The sequence below is a fragment of the Cupriavidus sp. 05T42 genome (genome assembly GCF_056396345.1).
Genome location: NZ_JBFTLH010000004.1, coordinates 311,001 through 323,000, shown reverse-complemented (window position 1 = coordinate 323,000; position 12,000 = coordinate 311,001). Strand labels below are relative to the sequence as shown.

The window sequence follows — 12,000 nt, the reverse complement described above, 5'->3', positions numbered from 1 at the left end:
TCAGACAACTGAAGGTCGGGGGAAATGTCTCATATTGTCCGCACGTGCATGCTGCGGACCCTTCCCACTGCCTCGCGCTACCTCTTTCCTTCCACTGTTCTCAACCGTGCGTGCAGGCGCCTTGCCTGCGCGCGCGGGTGTCCGTGCGGTTCGTCGATTGGTTCATCCAATACAGATAATGGGGAGACAGTCATGGCAGCAAGGCAGAAAGGCAGCGCGGTATCGCGACGCAAGTTCATGGGTGGTGCCGGCGCCGCCGCCGTGGGCACCGCGACGATGGGCTTCCCTGCCATCGTCAAGGCGCAAGGCCCCGTGACGATGCGTTGGCAGAGCACCTGGCCCACCAAGGATATTTTTCACGAGTTCGCGGGTGACTTCGTCAAGAAGGTCAACGACATGTCCGGCGGCGAACTCAAGATCGAGTTGCTACCGGCGGGCGCCGTGGTCAAGGCGTTCGACCTGATCGACGCCGTCAGCAAGGGCACCCTCGACGGCGGCCACGGCGTGATTGCCTACTGGTACGGCAAGAACTCGGCGCTCGCGCTGTGGGGCTCGGGGCCGGCCTGGGGCATGGACCCGAACATGCTGCTGGCCTGGCACAAGTTCGGTGGCGGCAAGGAGCTGCAGGAGGAGATCTACCGCAGCCTGAACCTCGACGTGGTGTCCTTCCTCTACGGTCCCATGCCCACGCAGCCGCTGGGCTGGTTCAAGAAGCCGATCACCAAGCCAGAAGACTTCAAGGGGCTCAAGTTCCGCACCGTGGGGCTGTCGATCGACATCTTCACCGGGCTGGGCGCGGCCGTGAACGCGCTGCCCGGCGCCGAGATCGTGCCGGCACTGGACCGTGGCCTGCTGGACGCGGCCGAGTTCAACAACGCGAGTTCGGACCGCGCGCTGGGCTTCCAGGATGTGTCGAAGGTCTGCATGCTGCGCAGCTTCCACCAGTGCTCGGAGCAGTTCGAGATCATCTTCAACAAGAAGCGCTACGACGCCCTGAACCCGAAGCTGCGCGCGCTGATCGCCAACGCCGTGGACGCGAGTTCCGCCGATATGTCGATGAAGGCCATCGACCGCTATTCGAAGGACTACCTGGCGCTGCAGCAACAGGGCGTGAAGTTCTACGCCACGCCCAACTCGGTGCTTCAGGCGCAGCTCAAGGTCTGGGACGACATCGTGGCGCGGAAGGAGAAGGAGAATCCGATGTTCAAGAAGGTGAACGATTCGATGAAGGCGTTCGCGCAGCGCAGCACGCGCTGGCAGAACGACACCAACGTCGACTATCGGATGGCGTCTTCCTACTACTTCGCGCCGAAGAAAGGCTGAGTTCGAGGCTGGGTCCACGCTACAAGGCAGGCGGCGGGCGCGCATGATGGCGCGGGCCCGCCGGCGGCCGTCTTCCTCACCGTTCCCTGAAAAGGCATCTCCGTGCAAAAGCTCCTGTTCGGGATCGACAGGATCAGCACCTTCGTCGGCCAGACCGCGTCGTGGCTGATCGTCGCGCTGACACTGATCATCAGCTACGAGGTTTTCTCCCGCTACGCCTTGGGCACGCCCCATGCGTGGGTGTTCGACGTGAGCAACATGCTCTACGGCGCGCTGTTCATGCTGGCCGGCGCCTACACGCTGGCCAAGCGCGGTCATGTGCGCGGCGACATCCTCTACGGCTTTCTCTCGCCACGCGCGCAGGCAGGCATCGACCTCGTACTTTATTGTCTTTTCTTCTTCCCCGGCGTGATCGCACTGGCCTGGGCCGGTATCGACTTCTTCGAGGTCTCGTTGGCGCAGAACGAGCATTCGTCGATCGCGGCAGACGGGCCGCCCATCTACCCGTTCAAGGCCATGATTCCCGTGGCGGGCGCCTTCCTGCTGCTGCAGGGCGTGGCCGAGGTGATCCGCTGCGTGGTCTGCCTGAAGCAGGGCCGCTGGCCGGCGCGCGAGGATGACGTGGAGGAAGTGGATGTGGACAAGCTGCGCCAGATGGTGAGCAGCGAGGACGTGCTGGCGACACCCGCGTCGCCAGTCGAGCCCGCACCGGCCAAGACTTCGGAAAAATACGAGGGCATCGCGCGATGAGAAAGGAACTGTGGTTCGGCCTGTCGCTGATGATATTGATTGTCGGCGCCGTGTTCGTGTTCATGCCATCGCCCGCGGACTGGACGAACGGCCATCTCGGGCTGCTGATGCTGGCGCTGATCGTGGTGGCGATCATGCTCGGCTTCCCGACCGCCTTTACGCTGATGGGCATGGGGGTGCTGTTCGCCTGGCTCGCGTACCGGCACGCCAATCCCGAGATCGCCGTGGAGCAGACGCTGGACCTGATGGTGCAGCGGGCCTACGCGGTGATGACCAATGACGTGCTGATCTCGATCCCGCTGTTCGTGTTCATGGGCTACCTGGTGGAGCGCGCGAACCTGATCGAGAAGCTGTTCCGCAGCCTGCACCTGGCGCTGGCGTGGATCCCGGGCTCGCTCGCGGTGGCCACGCTGATCACCTGCGCGGTGTTTGCCACGGCCACGGGCATCGTCGGGGCGGTGGTCACGCTGATGGGGCTGCTGGCGTTCCCGGCCATGCTGCGGGCGGGGTACAGCACGTCGGTCTCGGCCGGCGCGGTCACGGCGGGCGGGTGCCTGGGCATCCTGATTCCGCCATCGGTGCTGCTGATTGTCTATGGCGCCACGGCCGGGGTGTCGGTGGTGCAGCTCTACGCGGGCGCATTCTTCCCCGGGCTGCTGCTGGCGGGGCTCTATATCGTTTATGTGATTGTGCTGGCGAAGCTGCGGCCGGCGCTGGCGCCGCCGCTGTCGGCCGAGGAGCGCGTGGTGCGCCTCTCGCCGATGGCCACCACGCTGCGCGACACCGTGAGCCGGCGCGCCCTGCCGGCGCTGATGGTGGGGCTCAAGGGCCGGCGCAATGTCGATGTGCCGATGCGCGACGTGGCGCGCCAGCTCGGCGTGACGCTGATGCCGGCGGTCTTCGTGGCGGTGTCGATGAGCCTGATGTACGCGGCCGTGACCTCGCCGCTGGTGGCCGCCGGCGCGGGCGGGCTCGAGGAGATGGGCGCGGTGTCGTCGTCATCGTCATCTTCCGAGGGGGAGGCATCGTTCGACAGTCTCCAGGCCCCTCCCGAAGAAGCCAGCCCGGCGGCCGATGCGCTGACGCCGGCCACGCCCGCCGCCCCGCCCATCGCCCAGATGCCGGCCCCGGCACCCGCCGAGGCCAAGCCGACGCTGGCGAAGCCAGCCGCCGATGGGGCAGCCGATGCCACCGCCGAATCCCGACCCGCCCCCACGTGGTTCTGGGTGACGCTGGCCGTGGTGGCGTTGCTGCTGGTGTATTTCTACTGGCGGTTCGACTTCGCGCGGCTCGAGATCTTCAAGATGCTGCTGTCGTCGTTCTTCCCGCTGGCCGTGATGATCCTGGCGGTGCTGGGTTCCATCGTCTTCGGCCTGGCCACGCCCACCGAGGCGGCGGCGGTCGGCTCGCTCGGCGGCGCCCTGCTGGCCCTGGCGTACGGCCAGCTCAACTACGGCGTGGTGCGCGACTCGGTGTTCCTGACGGCCAAGACCAGCGCGATGGTGTGCTGGCTGTTCGTCGGCTCGTCCATCTTCTCCGCCGCCTTCGCCCTGCTGGGCGGCCAGGCGCTGGTCGAGGCGTGGGTACTGTCCCTGAACCTGACCCCGGTGCAGTTCATGATCCTGGCGCAGGTCATCATCTTCCTGCTCGGCTGGCCGCTGGAATGGACTGAGATCATCATCATCTTCATGCCGATCTTCATCCCGCTGCTCGACAACTTCGGCATCGACCCGCTGTTCTTCGGCCTGCTGGTGGCGCTGAACCTCCAGACGGCCTTCCTCTCCCCGCCAGTGGCGATGGCGGCGTTCTACCTCAAGGGCGTGGCCCCACCCCACGTCACCCTGAACCAGATCTTCGCCGGCATGCTGCCGTTCATGGCGATCCAGATCCTGGCGTTGGCGCTGCTCTATATCTTCCCGGGGATTGGTCTGTGGCTGCCGCAGGTGTTGTATCGGTAGGTACGGCGGCGACGCCGCAAACGGCGCCCAAGTGGCAGTTCCCTGCCACGAGGTTTGCTCCCTCTCCCCTCAGTGGGAGAGGGGAGACAACCGGCGCCCGCTCCATCGTGGGTGGCCATCTCGCAATTTCCTTGTTCCCGCCTGACGTTGCGTCATCTCAATCCCCCACATACGGTAGAACGGTAGGGTCTGGCCTCTCCTTTATCGAGATTCGCCGATGACGCAAGAAGACGAGATAGATGGCCTACGCATTGTCATGAGCGCGGAGCAACTAGAGGCGCTGCTGGCGGGAGAGCCGCTCCGCATGGGCCAGCAAGGTGGCCATACGTTGCGCGAACATGTCGGCCACACGGAAGCGCAATTGTGGGAAAGGCTTTCGCAAGAACCCAGGTTGCGAGCGGCATCGTCATTTTTGGATTGCGACACGGCGGAGTTGGCCATCACCGCGGCCGTGCATGCGAACAGGCGCCGGATAGCGAAATGGGCAGAAGGCTATGGCGCGACGCGATTCGCACTAGAGCAAACCACGGCCAGATCCACTGGCAAGGTCGCCTCCCGGAAAACCGGGACAACGCACGATGGGAACAAACTCGCTGTCGTGCTGTGCCGCGAGCCCTATAACGGCATGCCGTATTTCATCCTGACCGCATATCCGATTGTCGACCATGAGCAAAACCCGGTATCCCGATTTATGGCAGTTGCTAGGCGCTTACTTCAACCAGGATTTTGATCTGTTCGGAAACAGCATCGAAGACCTGACGGATCTGTACATTTTCGAGTCGGACGGGGCGACACGAAGGCGGGTGCTCCGCGACATCGAGACATTCAGGTCGAAGCACGCGGGAGACTTCGAGGAAGCCTATCGCAGGGAGTTTCGTGAAGAAATCGACTGGGGAATCAGCCACGAGGCGTTCCTCGGCAAAGTCGAGCGTCTCATTCACGATAGCCTATAAAAAAGGGCGCCTTGCGGCGCCCTTCTTCATTCCAACCCGAACCCTCAGGCTGCCAGCCGCTTGGCCAGCTTGTCCTTCGTTTCCACCAAATCCTGCGGCAGGTTGTGCTGCAGCTGGGTGAACAGTTCGTCGTGCAGCGCCAGTTCCTGCTGCCAGGCGGCGTGGTCGATCGAGGTGACTTGCTGGAATTGCGCTTCCGAGAAGTCCACGCCGCTCCAGTTCAGGTCCGCGTAGCGGGGCGAGGTGCCGAAGACGTGCTCGGCGCCCTGGCCGCGGCCTTCCACGCGGTCGATCATCCACGACAGGACGCGCATGTTCTCGCCGAAGCCCGGCCAGACGAAGTTGCCGTCGGCGTCCTTGCGGAACCAGTTCACGCAGTAGAACTTCGGCAGCTTGGCGCCGGCGGCTTCGAGCTTCTTGCCGAGTGCCAGCCAGTGGCCGAAGTAGTCGCTCATGTTGTAGCCGCAGAACGGCAGCATGGCGAACGGGTCGCGGCGCACCACGCCTTGCTGGCCAGCGGCCGCGGCGGTGGTTTCGGAGCCCATCGTGGCGGCCATGTAGACGCCTTCGGTCCAGTTGCGGGCCTCGGTCACCAGCGGCACCGTGGTGCTGCGGCGGCCGCCGAAGATGAAGGCATCGATGGCCACGCCGGCCGGGTTGTCCCAGTTCTCGTCGATCGACGGGCACTGCGAGGCCGGCGCCGTGAAGCGCGCGTTCGGGTGGGCCGCCTTGGCGCCGGTTTCGCGGGCGATGGCCGGCGTCCAGTCCTTGCCCTGCCAGTCGACCAGGTGCGCCGGGGCTTCCTTGGTCATGCCTTCCCACCACACGTCGCCGTCATCGGTCAGCGCCACGTTGGTGAAGATCACGTTCTCCTTGAGCGTGGCCATGGCGTTGAAGTTGGTCTTCTCGCTCGTGCCCGGGGCCACGCCGAAGTAGCCGGCTTCCGGGTTGATGGCGTAGAGACGGCCGTCCTGGCCCGGCTTGATCCAGGCGATGTCGTCGCCGATGGTGGTGACCTTCCAGCCCTCGAAGCCCTTGGGCGGGATCAGCATGGCGAAGTTGGTCTTGCCGCAGGCCGACGGGAACGCGGCGGCCACGTGGTACTTCTTGCCCTCGGGCGAGGTCACGCCGAGGATCAGCATGTGCTCGGCCAGCCAGCCTTCGTCGCGGCCCATGGTCGAGGCGATGCGCAGCGCGAAGCACTTCTTGCCCAGCAGCGCGTTGCCGCCGTAGCCGGAGCCGAACGACCAGATCTCGCGGGTTTCGGGGAAGTGGACGATGTACTTGGTCGGGTTGCACGGCCACGGCACGTCCTTCTCGCCAGCGGCGAGCGGCTTGCCGACCGTGTGCACGCACGGCACGAACTCGCCGTCGGCGCCCAGCACGTCATACACGGCGCGGCCCATGCGGGTCATGATGCGCATGTTGACGGCCACGTACGGGGAATCGGACAGTTCCACGCCGATATGGGCGATCGGCGAGCCCAGCGGGCCCATCGAGAACGGCACCACATACAGCGTGCGGCCGCGCATGCAGCCGTCGAACAGGCCGGACAGCGTCTGGCGCATCTCACGCGGGGCAGTCCAGTTGTTGGTCGGGCCGGCGTCCTCTTTCTTCTCGGAGCAGATGAAGGTGCGATCCTCCACGCGCGCCACATCGGACGGATCGGACAGTGCCAGGAAGGAGTTCTTGCGCTTGGCGGGGTTCAGGCGGCGCATGGTACCGGCAGCGACCATCTGTTCGCACAGGCGGTCGTACTCCTCCTGGGAACCGTCGCACCAATAGATGCTGTCCGGTTTGGTCAGTGTGGCGATGTCGGTAACCCATGCGACCAGTTTCTGGTTCTTGACCCAGGACGGCACGTTCAGTGCCGGGGTGCCTTGCATTGTGGGGTGGTTCATACAGCTACTCCAAAGCGAGAAAGAAACCTTGGCAAAGCCCTGCCGGGTACCGTGTCAGGCTCCCGGGGCGGCGCCGTCCATAGCGTGAGGGAATGAGAGGCCCGGTGCGCCATGTTCGACATGGGGCACTCGGGCACGCAATCGTCACATCCCGTTACAACTACGCAACAAGCAAATCCGCCCAAGGGTCGCAGCGGTCCCTGCGGCTGCGCTACAGTTGCGCTTCGCCCGCATATGGCGGGCGGCAGGGGCCGGTCGGGCTTTGTCCGGCGGCGCGGGGCGATGGGCGGGAGCGTGGCTCTACCGTCGCATCCGGCCCGCCGCGTCGCAGAAGCGGGCAAGGATACCACCGCAAACTCCGCCTGTTTTTTGCTGCGCAACATTGTGCCGAGGCATCCGGCGCCCCGTTTTGGCGGGTCGGCAAGGGCGCACGCGGATGCGGAACGAGCCATGTCTGGGTTCAATGTTGCGTCAGGTCGGCCCACAATACTGTCGGGCGCGCGCTGATTCTGTTGCCGTGCGCACCAAGCCGCCGCCCCGATGTCGCTCCTCAAGCCAAAGAGTCACCGATGAAGATTGCCGTTCTCGACGATTACCAGGACGCGGTGCGCAAGCTGCCGTGCTTCGCCCTGCTGGAAGGCCACGACGTCAAGGTGTTCAACAACACCGTCAAGGGCGTGGGCCAGCTGGCCGCGCGCCTCTCCGATGTGGAAGCCGTGGTCCTGATCCGCGAGCGCACCCGTGTGACGCGTCAGTTACTTGAAAAGCTGCCGCGCCTGAAGATCATCAGCCAGACCGGCCGCGCCGGCGGCCATGTGGATATCGACGCCTGCACCGACCGCGGCGTGGCCGTGCTCCAGGGCGTGGGCTCGCCAGTGGCCCCGGCCGAACTGACCTGGGCGCTGATCATGGCGGCCCAGCGCCGCATTCCCCAGTACGTGGCCAGCCTGAAGCATGGCGCCTGGCAGCAGTCGGGGCTGAAATCGACGACGATGCCGCCCAACTTCGGCCTGGGCCAGGTGCTGCGCGGCCAGACGCTGGGTGTCTGGGGCTACGGCAAGATCGGCCGGCTCCTGGCCGGCTATGGGCGGGCGTTCGGCATGAACGTGCTGGTCTGGGGCCGCGAGGCCTCCCAGCAGGCTGCGCGTGAGGACGGGCTGAACGTGGCCGCGTCCGCCGAGCAGTTGTTTGCCGAGAGCGACGTGCTGTCGCTCCATCTGCGCCTGAACGACGAGACGCGCGGCATCGTCAAGCTGGCCGACCTGCAGCGCATGAAGCCCACGGCGCTGTTCGTCAACACCAGCCGGGCCGAGCTGATCGAGGATGGCGCGCTGGTCGCCGCGCTGAACCGGGGCCGCCCCGGCATGGCGGCCGTGGACGTATTCGAGTCCGAGCCGATCCTGCAGGGCCACGCGCTGCTGCGCATGGAGAACTGCATCTGCACGCCGCACCTGGGCTATGTGGAGCGCGACAGCTACGAGCTGTACTTCCGCACCGCGTTCCAGAACATCCTCGACGTGCTGGACGGCAATCACGAAAGCGTGGCCAATCCCAAGGCGCTGACGCCCACCCTGTCGCGCTAAGTTATTAGACAGTGCGGCCGGGGGCCGCAGCCCCCATGGAGACGCTCGGCGAGCGTCTCCTTCCCCACATTGGCGCCGGTCCGGATTGCGCCAAAGCCGCTACACTCGGGGCAATCTGTCGCCCCATCCCCCTAAATTTCATGGATCCCAGGCTCCTGGCGCTGTGCGTCGGCAACTTCGTCATCGGCACCGGCGCGATGATCGTCACCGGCATGCTCAACGACATTGCCGCCGATTTCGCGCTCAGCGCCGCCACGGCCGGTCAGCTGATCTCGGTGTTCGCCATCGCCACCTGCGTGGGCGCGCCGCTGTTCGCCACGATCGGCTCCCGCATCGACCGCCGCCTGCTGCTGGCCGGGGCGCTGCTGGTCTACGGGGCGATGCACCTCGCCGCCGCGTTGGCGCCCAGCTTCGCCATGCTGATGGCGATCCGCTTCGTCACGGCCATCGGCGCCGCCATCTACACCCCGCAGGCCGCCGCCACGCTGCCGCTGCTGGTGGATGCCCGCACGCGCGGGCGGGCCATCAGCTTTGTCTTTCTGGGCTGGAGCGTGGCCAGCGTGGTGGGCGTGCCGCTGGGCACCTTCATCTCCAGCACGCTGGGCTGGCGCGTCAGCATGGGGCTGGTGGGCGGGCTGTCGCTGATCGTGTCGATGGCGGTCTGGCGCGCGTTGCCGGCCGGGCTCCAGGTGGCGCCGGTGGGCCGCAAGGCGTGGGCGGCCGTGCTGCGCCACAAGCCGATCATGCTGGTGGTGACCACCACGATGATCCAGTCGGCCGGCATGTTCACGATGTTTACCTACATCGCCCCGCTGATGCGGGACCGCTTCGGTATCAGCGGCGGCGCGCTGAGCCTGATGTTCCTGGCCTACGGGATCTGCGGCGTGACCGGCAACGTGGTGGCCGCCTCGCGCATGGACCGCGTGACGCCGAGCCGCATCGTGCAGGTGGCGCTGACCACCTCGCTGGCCGCCATGCTGCTGTGGCCGCTGGCCGGCTGGCATGTTGGCGCGCTGGTGGCGCTGTTCATGCTCTGGGGCGTGGGCGGGTTCGCCACCAACAGCGCCCAGCAGGCCCGGCTGGTGCTGCTGGGGCCGGACCAGGCCGCGGCGTCCATCTCGCTCAATTCCTCTTCGATTTACCTGGGCCAGGCGCTGGGCGCCATGGCCGGGGCGGCCATCTATACCGTGGCCGGGCCCGATGCGCTGCACTGGGGTGCGGCGGTGCTGATCGCGCTCGGACTGGCGATTTCGCAGCGGGCGCGGGCGCTCGGCTGCCACTGGACACCGCGCAGCGCGTAGCAGATGTCGTAGCAGTCCCAAAGCAGCGCGGGACCACGAGCCCGCGCGGCCCCGCACACGCAAGGAGGGCGTACCGTGGCCGAGACCGATCCCCGTCCCAACCCAGCCGCCTCGGGCGGTGGCGCCACCGGCCGCGTGCTGGCCGTCAATGTCGGCATCCGCCTGCCGCTGGTGGTGGCCGGGGCCGGCACCGAAGCCGTGGTGCTCTCCGCCATCCGCAAGCATCCGCTCAGTACGCTGCATCATCCGATTGCCGTCGGCGTGCACCTGCGCGGGCTGGCCGGCGACGAGCAGGCCGACCTGACCGTTCACGGCGGGCGGGACCGGGCGGTCTATGCGTACCCGATCGAGCATTACACCTGGTGGAACGCGCGCCGCCGCGAGGCCGGTGTCGAAGAGGCCGAGCGCCCGCTGGCCTTCGGCGCCATGGGCGAGAACCTGACCCTGCAGGGGCTGCTCGAATCCGCCCTGTGGATAGGTGACCAGCTGCGCGTGGGCGAGGTGGAACTGGTGGTGCGCGCACCGCGCCAGCCCTGCTACAAGCTCAACGCCATCCTCGGCTATGCCCAGGCGGTGCGCGACATGGTGCGCAGCGGCTATTCGGGCGTGTACCTGAGCGTGGCCACGCCGGGGGTGATCCGGGCCGGCGATGCCGCCGTGGTGATCCCGGGGCCGCGTGAAGTGTCGGTGGAAAACATCAATCGGCGCACCAATCCGTAACGAAATCGACGTTCCACCCCCTTCCAGCGTTAGTCCGGAGTGGCCCGACCGTGCTTTTCTGCTAATGTTTTAAGTCAGATACAAGCGTCTTCGGGCCAGATCTCCCTCCCCCGGCCCGCCTATCCCCTATTGGCGCTGTAACAGGTTGTAATACGACGCGCTGGCCTGAAAAGCCAAGGCGCGGTACTAGTAGTGGTTTGCGCGGGCAAACCGGTTCCAAGAAGCCGGTGCCGGGGAGCGGGCGCGCGCCATGCGGTGTTTGAGGGTCCTCACATGAAAACAGACGGGATCGACCGGCCCAAGGGCTTCGTCGATGGCAACTGGAGCGCGTCCACCAGCACGGGGCGCGGCCGCACTTCGCCCTGGATCGCCATCGTGGCGGTGATCGTCATTGCCGGGGCGGGCTGGTTTGGCTACAAGACGTGGTTCGCGCCCAAGCCGGCGGCCAAGGGCCCGACCGCCACGGCGGTGGCCACGGCCATCGTCCAGCAGGGCGATGTACCGCTGGAAGTCACCGCCAACGGCACCGTCACGGCCATGCAGACCGTGGAGGTGCGGCCGCAGGTGTCCAGCACCGTCCAGACCGTGCATATCAAGGAAGGCCAGACTGTGAAGCCGGGCGATTTGCTGTTCTCGCTCGACACCCGCATGGACGAGGCAAACCTGGCCAAGGCCCGCGCCCAGTTGATGCGCGACCAGGCCGACCTGTCCGATGCCCGCCGCACGCTCTCGCGCAGCCAGGAGCTGCTGGAGCGCAATTTCGTCTCCAAGAGCGCCGTGGATACGGCCCAGGCCAAGCTGGACGGCTTCGAGGCCACCATCCGCGCCGACCAGGCCGCGATCGAGGCCAGCCGCGTGGCCATCAGCTACGGCGCCATCCGCGCGACGATTGGCGGCCGCACCGGCGTGATCAACGTCTTCCCGGGCTCGCTCGTCACCCCCGCCACGGTGACGCCGATGGTGACCGTGGCGCAGATCTCGCCGGTTACCGTCAGCTTCACGCTGCCCGAGCGCCAGCTCGCCGCGCTGCGCGAGGCGCTGCACGCCGGCCCGGTCGAGGTGACCGCCGTGCCCAACGACGGCAACAAGGCCCCCGTGACCGGCAAGATCACCTTCGTCGACAACACCGTGGACCCGCAGTACGGCAGCATCCGCGTGAAGGCGATGTTCGACAATCAGGCGCAGCGGCTCTGGCCGGGCACCTACGCCAACGTCAGCGCCACGGTGCAGGTGCTTCGGGGCGCCCTCAGCGTGCCGCCGCAGGCCGTCATCACCGGCCCGGAAGGCCGCTTCGTCTACACCGTGGGCGCGGACCACACCGTGACGCGCGTGCCGGTGACCGTGGTGGCCACCACCGCCGCCGCCGCCGTGGTCGAGGGCGTGCAGCCCGGCGCCCGCGTGGTGACCGAGGGCGCGCAGAACCTGCGCCCCGGCGCGCTGGTGCGCGAGGCCCGCCCGCGCGACGCCTCATCCCCGGCTGCCCCGGCGGCCGTGGCAGACAAGCACTAGAC

Annotated in this window: 10 protein-coding genes; 9 read left to right on the top strand and 1 reads right to left on the bottom strand. The window is 66.7% G+C overall.

Going from position 1 to position 12,000, the window contains the following annotated elements; all coding sequences use genetic code 11:
* Positions 1–192 precede the first annotated feature (192 nt).
* From AC1EJR_RS07615 to AC1EJR_RS07595, 5 genes are all read left to right on the top strand, one after another.
* A complete protein-coding gene (locus AC1EJR_RS07615) occupies positions 193–1,323 on the top strand; it encodes a TRAP transporter substrate-binding protein (RefSeq protein WP_092291016.1) in 1,131 nt (376 codons plus the stop codon).
* Between the two features lie 102 nt (positions 1,324–1,425).
* Positions 1,426–2,073 (top strand): TRAP transporter small permease subunit, encoded by a 648-nt coding sequence (locus tag AC1EJR_RS07610; protein WP_092291018.1) that lies wholly within the window; start codon positions 1,426–1,428, stop codon positions 2,071–2,073.
* Positions 2,070–4,031, top strand: a complete 1,962-nt coding sequence (locus tag AC1EJR_RS07605) for a TRAP transporter large permease (protein ID WP_441645265.1) — start codon at positions 2,070–2,072, stop codon at positions 4,029–4,031. Before AC1EJR_RS07610 ends, AC1EJR_RS07605 begins: the two co-directional genes overlap by 4 nt.
* 217 nt (positions 4,032–4,248) lie before the next feature.
* On the top strand, positions 4,249–4,761 hold the full coding sequence (locus AC1EJR_RS07600; RefSeq protein ID WP_441591577.1) for an RNase A-like domain-containing protein: 513 nt from the start codon (positions 4,249–4,251) through the stop codon (positions 4,759–4,761).
* The gene (locus tag AC1EJR_RS07595; RefSeq protein ID WP_177219848.1) at positions 4,697–4,984 is read left to right on the top strand and encodes a contact-dependent growth inhibition system immunity protein; all 288 of its coding nucleotides are present in this window, start codon (positions 4,697–4,699) and stop codon (positions 4,982–4,984) included. Before AC1EJR_RS07600 ends, AC1EJR_RS07595 begins: the two co-directional genes overlap by 65 nt.
* A gap of 44 nt (positions 4,985–5,028) precedes the next feature.
* On the opposite strand, the gene AC1EJR_RS07590 is transcribed toward AC1EJR_RS07595, so the two are convergent.
* On the bottom strand, positions 5,029–6,885 hold the full coding sequence (locus tag AC1EJR_RS07590; protein WP_441591575.1) for a phosphoenolpyruvate carboxykinase (GTP): 1,857 nt from the start codon (positions 6,883–6,885) through the stop codon (positions 5,029–5,031).
* A 569-nt stretch (positions 6,886–7,454) separates the two neighbouring features.
* Here AC1EJR_RS07590 and AC1EJR_RS07585 point away from each other — a divergent pair.
* From AC1EJR_RS07585 to AC1EJR_RS07570, 4 genes are all read left to right on the top strand, one after another.
* Positions 7,455–8,468, top strand: coding sequence for a D-2-hydroxyacid dehydrogenase family protein (locus AC1EJR_RS07585; RefSeq protein WP_092291026.1), 1,014 nt, complete (start codon positions 7,455–7,457; stop codon positions 8,466–8,468).
* 140 nt (positions 8,469–8,608) lie between these two features.
* Positions 8,609–9,769 carry an MFS transporter gene (locus tag AC1EJR_RS07580; protein ID WP_454757433.1) on the top strand — a complete coding sequence of 387 codons (1,161 nt, stop codon included), beginning with the start codon at positions 8,609–8,611 and terminating at the stop codon, positions 9,767–9,769.
* Between the two features lie 75 nt (positions 9,770–9,844).
* Positions 9,845–10,489 carry an MOSC domain-containing protein gene (locus tag AC1EJR_RS07575; RefSeq protein ID WP_092291030.1) on the top strand — a complete coding sequence of 215 codons (645 nt, stop codon included), beginning with the start codon at positions 9,845–9,847 and terminating at the stop codon, positions 10,487–10,489.
* 273 nt (positions 10,490–10,762) lie between these two features.
* A complete protein-coding gene (locus AC1EJR_RS07570) occupies positions 10,763–11,998 on the top strand; it encodes an efflux RND transporter periplasmic adaptor subunit (protein WP_441645751.1) in 1,236 nt (411 codons plus the stop codon).
* Positions 11,999–12,000 lie beyond the last annotated feature (2 nt).

What these genes read in the sequence shown, in the direction of transcription:
- AC1EJR_RS07570 (WP_441645751.1), top strand. Translation starts at nt 10,763, where the DNA reads ATGAAAACAGACGGGATCGACCGGCCCAAGGGCTTCGTCGATGGCAAC.
- AC1EJR_RS07600 (WP_441591577.1), top strand. Translation starts at nt 4,249, where the DNA reads ATGACGCAAGAAGACGAGATAGATGGCCTACGCATTGTCATGAGCGCG.
- AC1EJR_RS07595 (WP_177219848.1), top strand. Translation starts at nt 4,697, where the DNA reads ATGAGCAAAACCCGGTATCCCGATTTATGGCAGTTGCTAGGCGCTTAC.
- AC1EJR_RS07585 (WP_092291026.1), top strand. Translation starts at nt 7,455, where the DNA reads ATGAAGATTGCCGTTCTCGACGATTACCAGGACGCGGTGCGCAAGCTG.
- AC1EJR_RS07615 (WP_092291016.1), top strand. Translation starts at nt 193, where the DNA reads ATGGCAGCAAGGCAGAAAGGCAGCGCGGTATCGCGACGCAAGTTCATG.
- AC1EJR_RS07605 (WP_441645265.1), top strand. Translation starts at nt 2,070, where the DNA reads ATGAGAAAGGAACTGTGGTTCGGCCTGTCGCTGATGATATTGATTGTC.
- AC1EJR_RS07590 (WP_441591575.1), bottom strand. Translation starts at nt 6,885, where the DNA reads ATGAACCACCCCACAATGCAAGGCACCCCGGCACTGAACGTGCCGTCC.
- AC1EJR_RS07580 (WP_454757433.1), top strand. Translation starts at nt 8,609, where the DNA reads ATGGATCCCAGGCTCCTGGCGCTGTGCGTCGGCAACTTCGTCATCGGC.